Raw genomic sequence first — 17,321 nt, 5'->3', positions numbered from 1 at the left:
GTGACAAGCGACATGTCGGGAATTTGTCCCCCGTCCCCTCCGGAGTGCTGCCGGTGCTGGCCCTGCGTGTGATCCCCTGCCTGGACGTGAAGGATGGCCGCGTCGTCAAGGGCGTGAATTTCCTCGAGCTGCGCGACGCGGGCGACCCGGTCGAGCAGGCGCGCATCTATGACCGGGAAGGCGCGGACGAGGTCACCTTCCTCGATATCGGCGCATCCCATGAGGGGCGGGACACCATCCTCGACGTCGTCTCCCGCACCGCCGCGCAGGTCTTCATCCCGCTGACCGTCGGCGGCGGCGTGCGGAACGTGGAGGATATGCGCCGCCTGCTGCTGGCCGGCGCCGACAAGATTTCCATCAACTCCGCCGCCATCGCCGACCCCGCCTTGATCACACGCGGGGCGGAAGCCTTCGGCAGCCAGGCGATCGTCGTCGCCGTGGATGCCCGCGCCAGTGGTCCCGGGCAGTGGGAGATCTTCACCCATGGCGGCCGCCGCGGCACCGGCATCGACGCGGTGGAATGGTGCCGCCAGGCGGCGGAACGCGGGGCCGGCGAGATCCTGCTGACCTCGATGGACCGCGACGGCACCAAATCCGGCTTCGACCTCGACCTGCTGCGCGCCGTGCGCGCGGCGGTGCGCCTGCCCATCGTCGCCTCCGGCGGCGTCGGCGAGGCCGCGCATTTCGTGCAGGGCGCGCAGGCCGGGGCGACCGGGCTGCTGGCAGCCAGCGTGTTCCACTACGGCCAGATGCGGATCGCGGACGCCAAGGCGGCATTGGAAGCCGCCGGCCTGCCGGTGCGGCCCCTGGCGGAGGCGATCTAGATGGCGAAGACCGTGAAGCGCGCCGCGGCCCCAAAGGCCGTGAGCAAGGCCAAGCCGAAGCCGAAGGCCGCCGCGAAGCCCCGGGCGGACAAGCTCAAGTCCGCCAAGCCCAAGGCGACCAAGCTCAAGCCCGCCAAGGCGCTGCGCAAATCCGCGAAGATCGCCGCCGCCCTGCCGATTCCCGCCTCCATCCCGGCGCCCGAGAAGCTGGCCCGCCCCCGCGCCCTGGATGCCGGCGCCACCGCCCTGGCCCCCTTCAGCGTGGCAGGCGCCGATGCGGCCATCCTCGACCTGCTGTGGCAGACAGTGGAAGCACGCCGCCAGTCCGGCGACATCGCCACCTCCCACTCCGCCCGCCTGCTGTCGCGCGGCACGCCGAAAGTCGCCCAGAAACTGGGCGAGGAAGCGGTGGAATGCGTCATCGAGGCGACCCTGGGCAACCGCGCCGCCACCGTGCTGGAAAGCGCCGACCTGCTGTACCACCTGATCGTCGTCTGGGTGGACGCCGGCATCACCCCGACCGAAGTCTGGACCGAACTCGCCCGCCGCCAAGGCATCTCCGGCATCGCCGAGAAAGCCGCACGACCGAAGGCCCTGGTACGGGCGGCGCAGACGACCAAGCTGCCGTGATGGTCGTTTGCAGGGGGCGCTGCCCCCTGCACCCCCGCCAAAGGGACAGTGGTCCCTTTGGAAACCCATTTAAGGGGTAGGCGAGAGGAGGGGCATGGCGGGCGCGTCGGGACCAACGGTCGCTTCGTGCCCCTCCTCTCGCCTACCCCTAAGTCGAGGGTTCGAAGGGGCCACTGCCCCTTCGCGGGTGGGGTGCGGGGAGGGCAGCGCCCTCCCTGCGAACCGCCAGCACGACACAGCCCGCCTTGCGTCCCTGTTCCGGCCTCGCCAGAACAGGGGTCGGAATGGGGAGTTTGACGGAGATGCGTGTGACTGGTCTGCCGCCTTATGATCCGCAGAACATTTTCGCCCGCATCCTGCGTGGCGAGATTCCGGCCAAGGTCGTGCATGACGATGCGCATGCGCTGGCCTTCCACGACATCAATCCGCTGGCGCCGTTGCATGTGCTGGTGATTCCGAAGGGGGCTTATGTGAGCCAGGCGGATTTTTCCGCCCAGGCCTCGGATGCCGAGATTGCCGGCTTCTGGCGTGCGGTGGGCCAGGTGGCCAGGGCGCTGGGGCTGGAGGCGAATGGATACCGAATCCTCGCGAATATGGGCGAGGATGCGGGGCAGGAGGTGCCGCATTTCCATGTCCATATCTTTGGCGGTCGTCGGCTTGGCCGGATGGTCGCGGCGGGCTGAGGCGTGAGCGGGCCGGACCCCTCGCCGGGCGTCCCCTCGCCGGGCGTCGTTGAGGCGCGCGCCGCGCTGACCGCGATCGGCAGCCTGCCCGATGCCGAGATCGACATTGCCAGCGCCGCCCTGCAACTGGCCCGGATCGATGCGCCGGAGCTCGATTGGCGCGCCGGCACCCAGCACCTGACCGCCTTGGCGCGCGAAGCGGTGCAGGCCGCCGCCGCCGATCCGGAGGCCGATGGCGGCGATGCCGCGCGGCGTCGCGCCGTGCTGGCGGAGGTGATCCATGGCCGCTTCGGCTATGGCGGCGATGGCGAGAATTACGACGACCTGGCCAATGCCAATCTGCTGCGCGCCATGGAGCGTCGCCGCGGCCTGCCCGTGACGCTGGGCATCCTCTGGCTGCATGCGGCGGAGGCCGCGGGGTGGGAGGCGCACGGCGTCGACTTCCCCGGCCATTTCCTGCTGGCGCTCGCCGGGCGCGGCAAGGTGGTGGTGGATGTTTTCTCGAATGGCGAAGCCATGGACGCCCGCGCGCTGCGCGCCTTGCTGAAGCGCTTTGCCGGCGACCAGGCGGAGCTGGGGCCGAGCACGCTGGCGCCGATGGACAAGCGCGCGGTGCTGCTGCGGCTGCAGAACAACATCAAGGTGCGGCGCCTGCGCGACGGTGACCTGGATGGCGCCGTGGCCTGCACGGAGGACATGCTGCGCCTCGCCCCCGATGCCGCGCCGCTATGGCGTGAGGCCGGGCTGATGCATCAGCGCCTGGACCACATCGCCGCCGCCATCAGCGCCCTGGAAACCTTCCTGCGGCTGGCGCCGGAGGGGATCCAGGCGATGCGGGTGCGTGGGCTGCTGGAGGAGTTGCGGCAGCGGCTGAACTGATCGCGGCTGGTTGCGCTACGCAGCCGGGCCATTGGCCTCGGTGCTGAAGGTCGCCTCGAAGGAGACGAATTCAGGATGGAAGTAGCCGAGCGACCAATAGGCCACGATGCCGTCGCGGCTGCGCAAAGCGCGCTTCAGCCAGCCCACGGGGCCGCCGAGCGGCACACCCAGTTGGCGCGCCGTCACGGCATCCGCTGCCCCCAGCCGGAACACCTGCCGCATGGCCGTGAGGTGCCCGCCGCCAAGCTCGGCCAGTAGCGGCAGCACCATCCCGGTCTCGAACTGCGCCGGCCGCTGGTCGAAATAGTGCCGCGCCACATAAATCTCGGCCAGGGCATAGGGCGGCCCGGCCGCCAGGCGGTGCACGCGCTTCATCCGCCGGTAGGCCTGCGCCGGCAGGCCATCGGCGGCCTCCAGCGGTGGGGCTGAGTCGTCCGCTTCCAGGATCTGCGCCTTGTTCCCGCGCACCTGTTCGGCCAGCGCGGGCCAGCCCAGCTGCAGGACCAGCGTCGGGCGGCGTGGCGGCGCCTCGGTCACATAGCTGCCGCTGCCATGGCGGGTGCGGACCATCCCCTCCTCCGCCAGCAGCACCAGCGCCTGGCGCACGGTCGCCGGGGCCACGCCGAAGCTCTCGGCCATGGCCATGATCGAGGGCAGCCGCGCGCCGGGTGGCAATTGGGCGGTGCCAATATCGCTGCGGATGGAGGCCGCGATCTGGCGATAGAGCAGGCCCGGATCGGCCCCGGCCAAACCCTCCCGCAAGGCGGGTGCCGCCTGTGGAGAAGCCCTCATCCCGCCTTTCCCATCCTTTCGCACGATCTGCCTTGCCGCGCGGAGAACAGCGGCCCCGCGCGACCCGCATTAAGGGCACTTCACAGTCCGGGACAAGTGTGCTGGTCTTCTATATGAGTAACCTTCCGGGGGCCGGATGCCGACGCGCGCTGAACCACGCCAGTTCACCATTCCCGGCTATGGAAAGGGGCATACCGCCCACCATACGGACTACCTGGTGCCGGAGATCGGCACGGTCGCGATGACGCCCACCGATCCGGTCGTGGCCGGCAGCCATGCCGAATTCACCATCGTCTTCACCGCCGGCCGCTTCGGCGTGGACGATACCGGCTCCATCCGCATCTGCACCCGGCAGGTCAGCGACCTGGCCCGGCCGCAATTCACCGACCCCAAGGCGCCGAACTACGTCACCGCGGAGGCCAGCAACGGCGCGCAGCTCAGCCTCGACTTCAACCCGAAGCTCGCCATGCGGCCCTGGAGCCGCACGCTGACGGTCAATGTCAATCGCGGCTTCCTGGCCCCCGGAGAGACCATCACCGTGCGGCTCGGCGACCGCCGCTTCGGCTCGCCCGGGCTGCGGATGCAGACCTATTGCGAGGAGGCGTTCCACTTCCTCGTCCTCGCCGATGTCTTCGCCACCACCAACTGGGCGCTGCTCGACGCCCAGCCGACGTTGCGCGTCATCCCCGGCGATGCGGCCTCCCATCTCGCCGTGCTGCCGACGCAGCGCCGTCCCGCCCAGGATTTCGCGCTGGCGCTGCGGGCGGATGATATCTGGGGCAATCCGACCGACCGCCTCGGCGGCACATTCCGGCTGCGCGCCAGCGCGCCCGTCGCGGGGCTGCCCGAGACCTTCACCTGGCCGGAGGGCGCCCGCGCGCATCGCATCGAGGGCCTGCGCGCGGAGGCCGGCGACCTCACCATCGATTGGCTGGACGAGGCCGGCGGGCTGATCGCGCGCAGCAATCCGATGCGCGTGGCGGAGGCGGCGCTGCTGCCCTTCTGGGCCGATCTGCATGGCCAATCGGGGGAGACGGTGGGCACCGGCACCGCACGCCAATTGGCGGCCTATGCGCGCAACCTCGCCTTCGTCGATGCCATGTGCCACCAGGGCAACGACTTCCAGATCTCCGACGCCTTCTGGCAGGACCTCAACCGCGCCACCGCGGAATTCAACGAGGACGGCCGCTTCGTCTTCTTCCCCGGCTATGAATGGTCCGGCAATACGGCGATCGGCGGCGACCGCAATGTGCTGCTGCCGGAGGAAGGCCGCCCCATCCGCCGGTCCTGCCGCGCCCTGGTCGAGGACCTGTCGGACCCCGGGACCGATGCCCATGACGCGCGCGCCCTGCATGCGGCGATGCGTGCGGATGGCCGGCCGGCGCTGTGCATCCCGCATGTCGGCGGGCGCTATGCCAATCTCGGCTATGCGCATGACAAGATGCTGGAACGCGCGGTGGAGGTGCATAGCGACTGGGGCACCTTCGACTGGCTGCTTCAGGACGCCTTCGCCGCGGGCGGCCGCGTCGGCATTGTCGCCGGATCGGATGGGCATAAGGGGCGCCAGGGCGCGTCCCATCCCGGCGCCTCCCAGTTCGGCTCCTATGGCGGGCTGACCTGCCTTCTCGCCGAGGAACTGTCGCGCCCCGCCCTGTTCGAGGCGCTGCGCCGCCGCCGGCATTACGCGACCACCTCGGCCACGCGCGTCCTGCTGGATGTGAAGGCGGTGCTGGCCCAGGCCGCCGACCGCCATATCGACGACCCCGCGCTTGGCGGCCCGCCTGTCGATCGCACGGCGGAGGCCGGGATGGGCGACATCCTGACCGGCGTCGGCGACGCCACCTGCCGCTTCGAGGCCGAGTTGGTCGCCGCCTCGCCCATCGAGCGCATCGAGCTGCACAACCGTACCGAGCGACTGGAGGTGATCCGGCCCTTCACGGCGGCGGAACTCGGCCACCGTATTCGCGTGGTCTGGGAAGGCTCCGAATATCGCGGCCGGGGGCGGGAAACGCTGTGGAACGGCAGCGTCGCGCTGGAGGGCAATGGCTGGTCGGGGGTGTCGCCGATCAACCGCTTCAACGTCGACAAGCCCTTCGCCGCGGATGCGTCATCGGTGCGCTTCCAGGCGGTGACGACGGGCGGCTTCGGCGGCTTCGACGCGATGCTGGACGAGGCACAGGGCGGCACGCTGAAGATCGACACCGGGCTGGTGAAGGCCGAGCTGCCGATCCGCGACATCGGCTTCGAGGACTGCGTCTTCGAGGCCGGTGGCCTCGGCCGTCGCATCCGCGTCTTCCGCCTGCCGGATGAGAACCCGCATCGCGCCTTCCGCTTCACGCGCCAGGTGCCGCTGCGGGCCGAGGGGGACAATGCGATCTTCCTGCGCGCCACGCTCGAAGGTGGCGCGGTGGTCTGGTCGAGCCCGATCTACCTGATCCGCCAGGCGTGATCTGAAATACGACCGCGCGACCCGCACCACGTCGCGCGGCGAGGGATGAAAAACAAGAACACACGGCTTCAGCGCAGCATCCGACACGACCTGCAAAGGAACCCCCTCATGCGCCGACGTGACGTCCTCGCTCTCTCCGCCTCCGCCGCGCCCTGGCTGCTCCCTTGGGCGCGGCAGGCCAGCGCCCAAGGGAGCGCGGCACCCTGGCCGTCGCGTCCGCTCACACTGGTCGCCCCGCTCGCGGCCGGCAGTTCGGTCGACATCATCTCGCGGATCATCGCCGAGAATATCGGCAGGACCTTGGGGCAGCCTGTGGTGGTGGAAAATCGCCCCTCGGCGAATGGCAACCTGGCGATGGAACAGGTCTCGCGGATGCCGGCGGATGGCTATGCGATCATCACGATGGGTCAGACCTCCGTCGCCTTCAATCCGTATCTCTATGCCAATCTGCGTTTCGATCCGCTGAAGGATTTCGCCTTCATCACGCGGCTGGTCGCGGTCAGCAATGTGCTGGTGGTGAAGCAGTCGAGCCCGATCAAATCGGTGGCCGAGCTGATCGCGACGGCGAAGGCGCAGCCCGGGCGGCTGACCTTCTCCTCCGGCGGGGTCGGCAGCACGCACCACATCTCGAGCGCCATGCTCGCGCAGATGGCGGGGCTCGACATGGTGCATGTGCCCTATCGCGGCGCGCCGCAGGGCATCCTGGCCGTGGAAAGCGGCGAGGTGGATTTCGCCTATTACAACATCTCGACCCTGCTGCCCGCGATCCAGGGCGGTCGGTTGCGCGCCCTGGCGGTCACCTCGGCGCAGCGTTCGCCGCATCTGCCGGATGTGGCGACCATGCAGGAAAGCGGTGTCCCGGGCTATGAGATGAGCACCTGGCTCGGCTTCGCCACCGTTGCCGGCACGCCCCAGCCGGTCATCGACCGGCTTTTCGCGGCGGCGCAGACGATGATGGCCGATGCCGCGGTGCTGCGGCGACTTGGGCAGATCGGCTTCGACCCCATCCTGCCCCTGACGCCGCCTTCCGAGATGGCGGCCCTGGTGCGGGCGGAGAATGAACGCTGGGGCCCGATCATCCGCGCCACCGGCGCCCGGCTGGATTGATGCCAACGGCAGGCTCCGCCGCGCGCGGGGCCTGCCGGTTGCTGGCCTACGGCCAGACGGCCTTCGCCATCACGTCCATCGCCCGCGTATCCGGCTCCAGGCTCGCGCCCAGCCCCGGTGTCTCCAGGCTGGCGATGTTCAGCATGCCGTCCTGGATCGCCAGGCGTGGGCCGCGGGAGGTGTCGGCATAGAGGCCCGGATGCGCCTGCAGGAAGGCATGGGCCTCCGCCTTCGGGCGGCCCGAAAAGCCGTCGATGAAGTGGTGGCCATTGCGCTCCACGTGGTCCAGACCCAGCAGCGCGACCAGCGCCAGGTCCTGCTGCACGCAGACGCCGGCCAGCGTCGTCAGATCCTCGGCCGACATGAAGTAGCGGTCGCGGCCTTCCTCGGCATTCCAGGCGCGGCAGCGGGCGAGGTTCACCAGCGATCGCCAGACACCCTTGCAGGCCTTCGACGACACGCCCGCATAGCCCAGGGCGCGGCCGGTGACGAAGGCATCCAGCGGCCCGTCGCTTTCGTCGATGATGACGGGGCGCTCGGCGGCCAGCGCGCTCATGCTCGTCTCCAGCGCCCGGGCGCGTTTCACCGGCTGCTCGATATACAGGATGGAGGCGTTCAGCCGTGCCAACCGCGGTTCCGCCTGCATGGCGCGCCAGAGGGCCAGGGCGCCTTCCGCATCCTCATACTGCTCATTGCCGTCGAGACTGGCGTGATAGGGCGTCGCCTGCGCGTCCAAAACGGCGGCGATGCGCGACAGGCGGTCCACATCCGCCGCGATATTGCCGCCGACCTTCAGCTTCCAGTAGCGGTGGCCGTAGAAGCCGACGATCTCCTCCAGCGTCTCCGGCAGCCCGTCATTCACGCGGCTGTCCTGGTCGGCGGCGGTGATCGGGTCGACGAGGCCCACCGTATGCCGCGCATGCAGGCGTTGCAGCGGCACCTGCGCCGCCAGCATCCCCGCAAAATCGAAGCCGGCGAGGTCGGGCGCCACCGCATGCGGCACCATGCCGCCGATATTGGCGCGCATGCCGGTCCAGAAGGACAGGCCCTGCGCCTTCAGCAGTGCGTCCAGCATGGCGCGGTCCAGCAGCGCGCGGCCATAGCTGGCAACCAGCGGGTTCAATGCCTCCGCCGCCGCCGCCTTGGTCACGGCGGCGTAGCTATTGGCGAAATGGCCGAAAGCGGTGTCGGCGCCGGCGGCGCGCGTGGCCTCCGTCGCCAGTTCCAGCGCACGGCGCAGTTGCTGCTCGTTCTGCGCGTCGGACAGTTTCGGGTCCTTGTCGAACCACTTCGCCGCCAGCGTCTCCGCCGCCACACCCCAGGCCTCCTTGCCGTTCTCCAGCCGGATGCGCGCGCGCAGCACGGCCTGGCGGCCCTGCGTCACGGTGATGACACCGAAGCGGAAGGGCAGGCGCAGCGTGAAGGGCCACTCGAAACGCTCGGTTTCGAGCAGGGTGAAGCGGTGGCTCATGGTCAGATCCCCTGATTGCGGCCTGCGCGGCGCCGGCGCCTGAAAAGGGGATCCGGACTCAAGCCTCCAGGATTCCTCGCAGATAGCCGATGGCGCGCGCGGCGCTGGCGGCGCCATTCGGATGGTAGTCGAAAGGTTCCACCGCGCAGAAGCCATCATATCGCGTGTCGCGCAGCGCATCGCAGACCGGGCGGAATTCGTCCCCGCCCTGGCCGGGGCCCCGGCGGTTGCGGTCGTTCAGATGTACATGGGCGATCCAGCCGCCGGGGACGAAACGGCGCAGCAGCGCGGCCGCCGTCTCCTGCTCCCCATTCCCCACAGCGCTGACATCCACCATGGTCTTCAGCCCCGGCACATTGAGGCGGGAGACGATCTCCACCGCCTCCGCCACCGTGCGTGCCCAATTGGTCTGGCCGGCATCCAGCGGTTCCAGGCAATAGGTCAGCCCGTGTTCCGCCGCCCAGGCCCCGGCCCTGGCCATCGCCTCCTCCGCCCGCCCGGCATCACCGTCGGCGGCCACATGCCGCTGCTTCGGTGAGCCATGCACCAGCAGCGTCGCGCCGAGATCGGCGGCGAGGCCGATCAGCCGCTGCATCGCATCCAGCGTGCGCTGGCGCAGCGCCGCATCGGCGCTGGTGATGGAAAGCCCCGCCGGCGCCAACAGCAGCCAGTGGAGCGAGGTGATCGGCGCGCCTTCCTCCCGCGCGATGCGCCGCAATTCCGCGCGCTTCGCGGCGGGCAGCAGATGCGGTGCTTCCGCATCCAGGGTGAAGGGCGCGACTTCCAGCCCGTCATAGCCCAGCGCGGCGGCGAGCTTCGCCTGTTCCGCAAAGGCAAGATCCGCCACAACTTCGTTGCAAAGTGAGATGCGCGTCATGCCAGTGTTCCGAAATGCTGGCGCATTTCGGCCCTCAAACGCCGGGCGCCGCGCATCCGCGCGGCTTGGCTTCGCGCCACTGGGCGCGGCGGCCATTCGGCCGCTCGGCCGGCGAAAGACGCCGGCCGCAGGTCACACAGATGCACCATCAGTTCCACTTGTCCATTTCCACCAAACGCATCTCATGGGCGGATCGCCTTGCGGCGTCCAGTATGCGGAGCGGCAGCACCCCGCCTTCGTGAAGATCCGGCCCTTGAGAAATGCGTGTGGTCACGGCGCAGAGAAAGGCCTCGAGCTGCGCCGCCACCACGCCGACCGTATCGAGCGCCGCCGCGCCCAGATCCTCGGCCGGCACATGGTTCGGCAGCCAGGCGCCGCCCTGGGCGGGCAGGTGCTGGCCACGGCGCAGGCGCAGCGTCTCCGCCATGAAATCCACCTCCGCCACCGCATGGCTGCCGGCGAGACCGAGCAGCTTGCGCGTCTCCGCCCCCGGCACCACCGGATCGGCATGTTCCCCCGGCAGCACGCAGCCGGCCTCGATGAAGCCGGTGGCGCCGGAGGGGAAGCGCAACTGGATCAACGCCAGATCCTCCCGCCCCCGTCCCAGCGGATCGGACAGGGTGGCGAAGACGTGGGAGGGTGCCTCCCCGGCGATCCAGGGCAGCAGGTCGGCGAAATGCACCGCGTCGTTCAGCAGCGCGCCGGAATCGCCCCGGGCGCGCTTCAGCCCGGACATGCGCGCCGACAGGTGATGCAGCCGGCCGAAGCCGCCCGCCTGCGCCAGCGCCTGCACGGCCTGGGCCTTGGGGTGGAAGCGGAAGAACAGGCCGAGTTGCACGATGCGCCCCGACTGCTGCGCCAGGGCGTGCAGCGCGGCGGATTGTCCGGCCGTTTCGGTGGCGGGCTTTTCCAGGAACAGGTCCCGGCCGGCACGCAGCACGGCCTCCGCCAGGGGGCCGTGGGTGACGGGGGGCGTGGCGATGATGACGGCATCGCTCTCCGCCAGCGCCGCGTCAAACCCCTCCACGAAGCGGGTGCCGGCCGGGGCGGCGTCGCGCATCGCCGGGTCGGGTTCCAGCACCTGCACGGTGACGGAAGGCCCCAGCCGCGCCAGGGCGGCAAGGTGGATGCGCCCGAAGGCGCCGCAGCCGATCAGCAGGATCCGGGTCATGGTTCACAAGCTTGACCCATGCGGGGACCCGCGCAAGCCTCCTTGCATGTTCGATGTCCGCGCCGCGATCGAGGATGACCTGCCCCGCGCCACCGCGCTGTCCGCCCGTGTCGGCTGGAACCAGGTCGCCGCCGACTGGGCCTTTTTCCTGCACCAGGGCCAGGTCCGGGTGGTGGAGGATGGGGCGGAGGAGGCGCTGGCCGCCAGCGCCGCGCTGCTGCCCTATGGGCCGCGGCTGGCCTGGATTTCCATGGTGCTGGTGCGCCCCGACCAGCGGCGCCGGGGCCTGGCCAGCGCGCTGCTGCGCTGGGCGATGGATGCCCGCGGGCCGCAGATGGCCCTGGCGCTGGATGCGACCCCGGCCGGGCGCGCGGTCTACGGCCCCCTCGGCTTCGACGATTTTTTTCCGTTTGCCCGCTGGACCGTGCCGAGCCCTTTGCCGCGCCCGGCCGGCATCGAGGTGCGGCCCATGGTGGAGGCGGACTGGCCCGCCATCCTGGCGCAGGACCTCGCCGCCTTCGGCGCCCCGCGCGGCGCCCTGCTGCGCGATTTCGCGGCGCGCTGCCCCAATGCGGCCCTGGTCGCGCCGGGCGGCTTCGTGCTGGCGCGGGATGGGCTTCGCGGCCCGCAGATCGGCCCGCTGGTGGCCGAGGATGCCGCCACCGCCCTGGCTTTGCTGGCGGCGGCCCGGGATGCGCTGGGCGTCCCCGCCGTGGCGGACCTTCCGGATGCGGCCGGCGACCTCACCGCGCTGCTCGCCCAGCATGGCGGCGCGGCGCAGCGGCCCTTCACCCGCATGGTCTTCGGCACCCCTCCGCCCGGCCAGCCGGAAAAAAACTTTGTGCTGGCCGGGCCGGAGTTCGGTTGACGGCGGGTGCGAAGCGGTTTCACCATCCAGGTAACCGGTGGGTTACCCATCAAGAAAAGGGAACGGTTCAAGATGACGATCCAACGCAGGACGCTTCTGGCGGCGGGGGCCGCGACGCTGGCCGCGCCGTCGATCGTGCGGGCGCAAGGTGGCGGCTGGCGGCCGGACCGGCCCGTCACCGTCATCGTCCCCTGGGCCGCCGGCGGGTCCACCGACCAGATGGCGCGCATCGTGGCGGCGGAACTGGAAGCGGCGCTGGGCCAGCGCTTCGTCGTGGTGAACCAGCCCGGCGCCTCCGGCTCCATCGGCACGCGCAACGCGCTGGAAGCGGCGAAGGACGGCATGACCTGGGCGGCCGGCGCCGCCGTCGATGTCGGCTGCTACAAGGTGCTCGGCCTGCTGGACACGCAGTTGCAGGACTGGAACCTGTATTTCGCGGTGGCCAATGTGAATGTGCTGGTGGCCAATCCCGCCGCCGGCATCCGCGACTTCGGCGCGGCCATGGAGGCCTTCCGGGCGCGCGGGGCGAATACCGCGGTCGCCACAGCGGGCGTCTCCTCCGCCGGCCACAACATGATGGAGGCGATCCGCGCCGCCACCCAGGTGCAGTACCGCCACGCCACCTATGACGGCGGCAATCCGGCGATGATCGCGACGGTGGGCGGCGAGACGCCGCTCGGCGCCGTGCTGCTGGTGGAAGCCGCCGAGATGATCCGCGCCCGCCGGCTGATCCCGCTGGCGGTGCAGTCGGAACAGCCGGTGACGCTGCAGGGCGTCGGCGAGATTCCCTCCATCCGCCGCTGGCTCTCCGACATTCCCGCGCCGCTGAACTACTTCGGCATCTGGACGCCGAAGGGCGTGCCGGAGAACGTCATCACCACCATGAACCAGGTCTGGGCGGAGAAGATCGCCAATAGCCAGCGGCTGAAGGACTATTCCAACCAGCGCGCCGCCGTCTTCGCGCCGCTCTATGCCCAGAATGCCCATGACGAGGCCTGGAAGATGGTCCGCCAGACCGCCTGGCTGTATTTCGACGGCGGCAAGGCCCGCGTCAGCCCCGACACGCTGGGCATCGCCCGACTTTGAGCGAGGGGGCTGACGACAAGGCGCCGCTGCCGCCGAGGGTCGACCTCGCGACGGCGGCGGTGCTGCTGGCCCTGGGGCTGGGGGTGATGGCGCTGGCCTGGCGGATGCCGACCTTCGTCGAGCAATCCGGCACCGGCCTGACCGCGCCGGGCATCGTGCCCGGCTTCCATGCCATGGTGGTGGCGGTGCTCTCCGTGCTGCTCGGCCTGCGCGCCATAAGGCGCGGCGCGTTGAAGCCGGGCGGGGCGGAGCGCCCGGCCTGGGGCAAGGACGACGCGCGCCAGCTCGGCACGGCCGCGGCGCTGGGCATTCTCTATGCCGGGGTGCTGGTGGGCACGCTGCCCTTCTGGCTGGCCACCGCGCTGTTCGTCTTCGGCTTCACCGCCGCCTTCGAATGGCAGCTCGGCCCCACCGGCAGGCTGCGCCGGCTGATCGAGGCGGCGCTGCTCGGCCTGGCCACCGGCGGCGTGGTGACGCTGGTCTTCGAGCGGATTTTCCTGGTGCGACTGCCATGAGGACGACTTCCATGAGGATCGGCGTTTGAACAACCCGATCACGATGCTGGGCGACGGCTTCGCCCATGTCTTCGCCGGCGGTGCCGCCTTCCACGCCTTCTGGGCCGTGCTGATCGGCATCATCGTCGGCGCGTTGCCGGGCCTGACCGCCACCATGGGCGTGGCGCTGCTGACCACGCTGACCTTCACCATGGGGCCGCAGGTGGCCATGCTGGTGCTGGTCTGCGTCTATGTCGGCGCGATCTATGGCGGCAGCCGTTCCGCCATCCTGCTGAACATCCCGGGCACGCCGGCCTCCGCCGCCTCCACGCTCGATGGCTTTCCCCTGGCCAAGCAGGGGCTGGCGGGGCGGGCGATGGGCATCTCCACGCTGGGGTCCTGGTTCGGCACGCTGTTCGGCACGCTGATCCTGGCGATGTTCGCGCCCAGCTTCGGCGAATTCGCGCTGCAGTTCGGCAGCTATGAGATGTTCTGGGTGGCGCTGTTCGGCATCGTCATCGCCGGCAGCCTCTCGGGCGGCGATCCGCTGAAGGGCTATCTGGCGGGCTTCCTCGGCCTGCTGGTGGCGACCGTGGGGCAGGAGACCAACCACGCCTATCCCCGCTTCGCCTTCGGCAATCCGGACCTGGCCGGCGGGCTGGGCCTGCTGCCGGTGCTGGTCGGCGTCTTCGGCGTGGCGGAGGTGCTGAACGCCATGCGCGGCCCGGCCGCGCGCGCCGTCTCCGCAAAGATCGACAGCGTCATCCCGCGCATCCGCGACGTGACGCAGTATTGGCGCACCATCTTCCGCTCCGGCGCGCTCGGCACCTTCATCGGCGCCATGCCGGGGCTCGGCGAGGATATCGCCGCCTGGACCAGCTACGCCGCCGCCAAGCGCGCCTCGAAGGAAAAGGAGCTGTTCGGCAAGGGCAGCGTCGAGGGGCTGATGGCGGCGGAGACGGGCGAGAGCGCCTGCGTGCCGGGCGCCATCATCCCGGTGCTGACCCTCGCGGTGCCAGGCTCCGCGCCGGCTGCCGTGCTGATGGCGGCGATGATGATCCACGGGCTGAATCCGGGGCCGATGCTGGCCATCACCAACCCGGAATTCATCTACCAGATCGTCGCCATGCTGGTGGTCGCCGACATGGTGAAGCTGTTCTACGGGCTGGTGCTGGTGAAGCCGCTGCTCTGGGTGCTGCTGATCCCCCGCGCGCGGCTGATGCCCATCGTCTTCGTGCTGTGTACCGTGGGCGCCTTCGCCATCACCTCCCGCCTTTTCGACATCTGGGTGATGCTGGGGGCGGGGCTGGTCGGCTTCGTCCTGCGGGAGCTGCGCTTTCCGGTGGCGCCGCTGGTGCTGGGCATCGTGCTGGGCGACCTGCTGGACAAGAACCTGCTGCGCGGCCTGGTGCTGACGGGCGGCGACATTTCGCCCTTCTTCACCCGGCCGATCAGCATGGCACTGTGCGCGCTGACTTTGCTCGCGGTCCTCTGGGCCATTCCCGGGCTGATGCCCCGGCTGATGGGGGTGTTCCGGCGGCGGCCGGCCTGATCAGCAGGTGGCCCGCCGCCCTTCGGCAAAATCCAGCAGGCAGGCGGCGTAGCGCAGGGTGAAGCGCCAGTCGGCCCCCGCGCCATGGCCTTCCAGCCCCGCCGGCCGGTCCAGCAGCAGCAGCGCGCCGGTGCGCGGCGCCAGCCGGGCGAAGGCGGCGGCGCGGCCCGGTGGATCGGGCGCGTATTCATCCCCTGCGAAAGTGGCGATCGCGACGCGCGTGGTGGGTGCTCGGGCCGCGGTGATAACTCGGGACAGGTCGTCGAGGGCCCAGGCATGGGCGATGCTGCCGGTCGGCCCATGCGCCGCCGGGGCGATGGCGATCACCGCATCGGCGCGGCCCGGCGCATCCAGTGCCGCCAGCGCATCCCAGGCACCGCGCGACTGCCCGGCCGCGACCACCCGCGCATAGCCACGCGCCCGAAGCTCCGCGAGCGCTGCCCGCATGCGTTCGGCGCCCGCTGCTGTCTCATCCCTATCCGGGTCCCGATCCAGGCGCAGCACGTCGTAGCCGGCATTGTTGAAGGCCCGGGCATGCGGCTGCGGCTGGCTGCCGCGACTGTCGGCGCCGCCCGCCGCCCGCCCATGCGCCCAGAGATAGGCGCCCCGCGCCGCCTGCGGCCCTTGCCACAGGAAGCGCCCATCCGGCACCAGCGCCCAGCCCGGCCCACCGGCCAGGGGATCGGCGGGCGGAGTGGGGGCCGGGGCAGGCTCCGGCCCCAGCACATCCAGGTCCCGCGCATAGATGCGGCAGTTGCTGCCGCCATAGGCGGCACAATTGCCCAGCGCCCGCGCCTCCGTCGCAGCCAGGTCCGGCTCGATGGCGGAGGCCCAGCCCCAGGCGCCGTTCTCCGACAGGGCGAAGGCGCGCGGCGTCGCCTGCAACAGGAACCGGCGGTAATCCGCCCTGCCACCCTCCCCCACATGCGGCACCCGCGCCGAATCCAGCAAAGGCGGGGTCTGCGCATGGCCGTCCGCCCCGGCGATCGACGCCGAGGCGAGGAGGCTGAGCACGAAGCGGTGGGCCATCTTCAACATGCCGTGAAGTCATGGAACCAAAGGTCGATGCCCCTGTCCAGCGAGAATCATGCCGCGCTCCCTTGCCGTGGGGCGGCAGTACCGGCATCTTCCGCCCCCTTTCCGGACGATCTGCTCACGATTCCGTCCGACCGAATTCCAGGGGTTCTCCGATGCGCGTCAAGGACGTGAAGAAGGTCGTGCTCGCCTATTCCGGCGGTCTCGACACCAGCGTGATCCTGAAATGGTTGCAGACCACCTATCAGTGCGAGGTGGTGACCTTCACCGCCGACCTCGGCCAGGGGGAGGAGCTGGGCCCGGCGCGCGACAAGGCCCTGCTGCTCGGCATCAAGCCCGAGAACATCTTCATCGACGACCTGCGCGAGGAATTCGTGAAGGACTTCGTCTTCCCGATGTTCCGCGCCAATGCGCTGTATGAGGGCTGCTACCTGCTCGGCACCTCGATCGCCCGGCCGCTGATCTCCCAGCGCCAGATCCAGATCGCGGAGCAGGTCGGCGCCGATGCCGTGGCGCATGGCGCGACCGGCAAGGGCAACGACCAGGTCCGCTTCGAGATCGGCTATTACGCGCTGAAGCCCGATATCAAGATCATCGCCCCCTGGCGGGAATGGGAGCTGACCAGCCGCACCGCGCTGATCGCCTTCGCCGAGCAGCACCAGATTCCGATCGCCAAGGACAAGCGCGGCGAATCGCCGTTCAGCGTGGATGCGAACCTTCTGCACAGCAGCTCCGAGGGCAAAATCCTCGAGGAGCCCTGGGACGCGCCGGATGAGATGGTCTGGCAGCGCACCGTCAGCCCGATGGACGCGCCCGACAAGGTGACCGAAATCACCGTCGAGTTCGAGCGTGGCGATGCCGTCGGCATCAACGGGGAACGCATGTCCCCCGCCACGCTGCTGACCCGGCTGAACGCCCTCGGCAAGGAAAACGGCATCGGCCGGCTCGACCTGGTCGAGAACCGCTTCGTCGGCATGAAGTCCCGCGGCTGCTACGAGACGCCGGGCGGCACCATCCTGCACACGGCGCATCGCGCGATGGAATCCATCACGCTGGACCGCGAGGCCGCGCACCTCAAGGAAAGCCTGATGCCGCGCTATGCGGAGATCATCTACAACGGCTTCTGGTTCAGCCCGGAGCGGCGGATGCTTCAGGCGCTGATCGACGAAAGCCAGCACAGCGTCACCGGCACCGTCCGGCTGAAGCTCTACAAGGGCAACACCATCGTCACCGGCCGCCAGTCGCCCAACAGCCTGTATTCGATGAAGCATGTGACCTTCGAGGACGACCAGGGCGCCTACGACCAGTTCGACGCCCAGGGTTTCATCAAATTGAACGCGCTGCGGCTGCGGCTCGGCGCCATGGCCGGCCGGCGCGGCGGGGCGCTGTAGCGCCCGCAGGAG

At 70.0% G+C, this 17,321-nt stretch carries 16 protein-coding genes; 11 read left to right on the top strand and 5 right to left on the bottom strand.

What is annotated here, in order from left to right; translation table 11 throughout:
* Positions 1-53: 53 nt before the first annotated feature.
* From hisF to JJQ90_RS13470, 4 genes are all read left to right on the top strand, one after another.
* Positions 54-824: an imidazole glycerol phosphate synthase subunit HisF gene (gene hisF, locus JJQ90_RS13485; protein WP_216876171.1), complete on the top strand. Its 771-nt coding sequence runs from the start codon at positions 54-56 to the stop codon at positions 822-824.
* On the top strand, positions 825-1,454 hold the full coding sequence (locus JJQ90_RS27485) for a phosphoribosyl-ATP diphosphatase (protein WP_216876169.1): 630 nt from the start codon (positions 825-827) through the stop codon (positions 1,452-1,454).
* A gap of 302 nt (positions 1,455-1,756) precedes the next feature.
* Positions 1,757-2,137 (top strand): histidine triad nucleotide-binding protein, encoded by a 381-nt coding sequence (locus JJQ90_RS13475; protein ID WP_216876167.1) that lies wholly within the window; start codon positions 1,757-1,759, stop codon positions 2,135-2,137.
* A gap of 3 nt (positions 2,138-2,140) precedes the next feature.
* On the top strand, positions 2,141-3,016 hold the full coding sequence (locus JJQ90_RS13470; protein ID WP_216876165.1) for a SirB1 family protein: 876 nt from the start codon (positions 2,141-2,143) through the stop codon (positions 3,014-3,016).
* A 15-nt stretch (positions 3,017-3,031) separates the two neighbouring features.
* Here the strand turns inward: JJQ90_RS13470 and JJQ90_RS13465 are convergent, their stop codons facing one another.
* Positions 3,032-3,808: a GntR family transcriptional regulator gene (locus tag JJQ90_RS13465; protein WP_216876163.1), complete on the bottom strand. Its 777-nt coding sequence runs from the start codon at positions 3,806-3,808 to the stop codon at positions 3,032-3,034.
* A 136-nt stretch (positions 3,809-3,944) separates the two neighbouring features.
* On the opposite strand from JJQ90_RS13465, the gene JJQ90_RS13460 reads away from it, so the two are divergent.
* Together JJQ90_RS13460 and JJQ90_RS13455 are read left to right on the top strand one after the other, a co-directional pair.
* On the top strand, positions 3,945-6,257 hold the full coding sequence (locus JJQ90_RS13460) for a DUF3604 domain-containing protein (RefSeq protein ID WP_216876161.1): 2,313 nt from the start codon (positions 3,945-3,947) through the stop codon (positions 6,255-6,257).
* A 108-nt stretch (positions 6,258-6,365) separates the two neighbouring features.
* Positions 6,366-7,364 carry a Bug family tripartite tricarboxylate transporter substrate binding protein gene (locus JJQ90_RS13455; RefSeq protein ID WP_216876159.1) on the top strand — a complete coding sequence of 333 codons (999 nt, stop codon included), beginning with the start codon at positions 6,366-6,368 and terminating at the stop codon, positions 7,362-7,364.
* Between the two features lie 46 nt (positions 7,365-7,410).
* Here the strand turns inward: JJQ90_RS13455 and JJQ90_RS13450 are convergent, their stop codons facing one another.
* From JJQ90_RS13450 to JJQ90_RS13440, 3 genes are all read right to left on the bottom strand, one after another.
* Positions 7,411-8,835, bottom strand: coding sequence for an enolase-like domain-containing protein (locus JJQ90_RS13450; RefSeq protein WP_216876157.1), 1,425 nt, complete (start codon positions 8,833-8,835; stop codon positions 7,411-7,413).
* 58 nt (positions 8,836-8,893) lie between these two features.
* A complete protein-coding gene (locus tag JJQ90_RS13445) occupies positions 8,894-9,712 on the bottom strand; it encodes a sugar phosphate isomerase/epimerase family protein (RefSeq protein WP_216876155.1) in 819 nt (272 codons plus the stop codon).
* A gap of 148 nt (positions 9,713-9,860) precedes the next feature.
* The gene (locus JJQ90_RS13440; RefSeq protein ID WP_216876153.1) at positions 9,861-10,883 is read right to left on the bottom strand and encodes a Gfo/Idh/MocA family oxidoreductase; all 1,023 of its coding nucleotides are present in this window, start codon (positions 10,881-10,883) and stop codon (positions 9,861-9,863) included.
* A gap of 46 nt (positions 10,884-10,929) precedes the next feature.
* Here JJQ90_RS13440 and JJQ90_RS13435 point away from each other — a divergent pair, with 46 nt between their 5' ends.
* From JJQ90_RS13435 to JJQ90_RS13420, 4 genes are all read left to right on the top strand, one after another.
* Positions 10,930-11,751: a GNAT family N-acetyltransferase gene (locus tag JJQ90_RS13435; RefSeq protein WP_216876151.1), complete on the top strand. Its 822-nt coding sequence runs from the start codon at positions 10,930-10,932 to the stop codon at positions 11,749-11,751.
* Between the two features lie 72 nt (positions 11,752-11,823).
* The gene (locus tag JJQ90_RS13430; protein ID WP_230410619.1) at positions 11,824-12,837 is read left to right on the top strand and encodes a Bug family tripartite tricarboxylate transporter substrate binding protein; all 1,014 of its coding nucleotides are present in this window, start codon (positions 11,824-11,826) and stop codon (positions 12,835-12,837) included.
* Positions 12,834-13,352 (top strand): tripartite tricarboxylate transporter TctB family protein, encoded by a 519-nt coding sequence (locus tag JJQ90_RS13425; protein WP_216876149.1) that lies wholly within the window; start codon positions 12,834-12,836, stop codon positions 13,350-13,352. The genes JJQ90_RS13430 and JJQ90_RS13425 overlap by 4 nt, the downstream gene beginning before the upstream one ends.
* Positions 13,353-13,377: 25 nt before the next feature.
* Positions 13,378-14,883: a tripartite tricarboxylate transporter permease gene (locus JJQ90_RS13420; protein WP_230410618.1), complete on the top strand. Its 1,506-nt coding sequence runs from the start codon at positions 13,378-13,380 to the stop codon at positions 14,881-14,883.
* Here the strand turns inward: JJQ90_RS13420 and JJQ90_RS13415 are convergent, their stop codons facing one another.
* Positions 14,884-15,921 (bottom strand): alpha/beta fold hydrolase, encoded by a 1,038-nt coding sequence (locus JJQ90_RS13415; protein WP_216876147.1) that lies wholly within the window; start codon positions 15,919-15,921, stop codon positions 14,884-14,886. It lies immediately after the preceding gene.
* A gap of 152 nt (positions 15,922-16,073) precedes the next feature.
* Here JJQ90_RS13415 and JJQ90_RS13410 point away from each other — a divergent pair, with 152 nt between their 5' ends.
* Positions 16,074-17,309 (top strand): argininosuccinate synthase, encoded by a 1,236-nt coding sequence (locus tag JJQ90_RS13410; protein ID WP_216876145.1) that lies wholly within the window; start codon positions 16,074-16,076, stop codon positions 17,307-17,309.
* Positions 17,310-17,321 lie beyond the last annotated feature (12 nt).

Origin of the sequence: Falsiroseomonas oleicola (assembly GCF_019029495.1) — a bacterium.
GTDB classification, from domain to species: Bacteria; Pseudomonadota; Alphaproteobacteria; order Acetobacterales; family Acetobacteraceae; genus Falsiroseomonas; species Falsiroseomonas oleicola.
The sequence above is the reverse complement of the archived record's forward strand: the minus strand, read 5'-3'. Positions and strand labels throughout refer to the sequence as shown.

Excerpts from the sequence above, each read along its gene's own strand:
- JJQ90_RS13475 (WP_216876167.1), top strand. The coding sequence starts at position 1,757 with ATGCGTGTGACTGGTCTGCCGCCTTATGATCCGCAGAACATTTTCGCC.
- JJQ90_RS13460 (WP_216876161.1), top strand. The coding sequence starts at position 3,945 with ATGCCGACGCGCGCTGAACCACGCCAGTTCACCATTCCCGGCTATGGA.
- JJQ90_RS13450 (WP_216876157.1), bottom strand. The coding sequence starts at position 8,835 with ATGAGCCACCGCTTCACCCTGCTCGAAACCGAGCGTTTCGAGTGGCCC.
- JJQ90_RS13435 (WP_216876151.1), top strand. The coding sequence starts at position 10,930 with ATGTTCGATGTCCGCGCCGCGATCGAGGATGACCTGCCCCGCGCCACC.
- JJQ90_RS13465 (WP_216876163.1), bottom strand. The coding sequence starts at position 3,808 with ATGAGGGCTTCTCCACAGGCGGCACCCGCCTTGCGGGAGGGTTTGGCC.
- JJQ90_RS13445 (WP_216876155.1), bottom strand. The coding sequence starts at position 9,712 with ATGACGCGCATCTCACTTTGCAACGAAGTTGTGGCGGATCTTGCCTTT.
- JJQ90_RS13455 (WP_216876159.1), top strand. The coding sequence starts at position 6,366 with ATGCGCCGACGTGACGTCCTCGCTCTCTCCGCCTCCGCCGCGCCCTGG.
- JJQ90_RS13415 (WP_216876147.1), bottom strand. The coding sequence starts at position 15,921 with ATGTTGAAGATGGCCCACCGCTTCGTGCTCAGCCTCCTCGCCTCGGCG.
- JJQ90_RS13430 (WP_230410619.1), top strand. The coding sequence starts at position 11,824 with ATGACGATCCAACGCAGGACGCTTCTGGCGGCGGGGGCCGCGACGCTG.
- JJQ90_RS27485 (WP_216876169.1), top strand. The coding sequence starts at position 825 with ATGGCGAAGACCGTGAAGCGCGCCGCGGCCCCAAAGGCCGTGAGCAAG.
- JJQ90_RS13410 (WP_216876145.1), top strand. The coding sequence starts at position 16,074 with ATGCGCGTCAAGGACGTGAAGAAGGTCGTGCTCGCCTATTCCGGCGGT.
- JJQ90_RS13440 (WP_216876153.1), bottom strand. The coding sequence starts at position 10,883 with ATGACCCGGATCCTGCTGATCGGCTGCGGCGCCTTCGGGCGCATCCAC.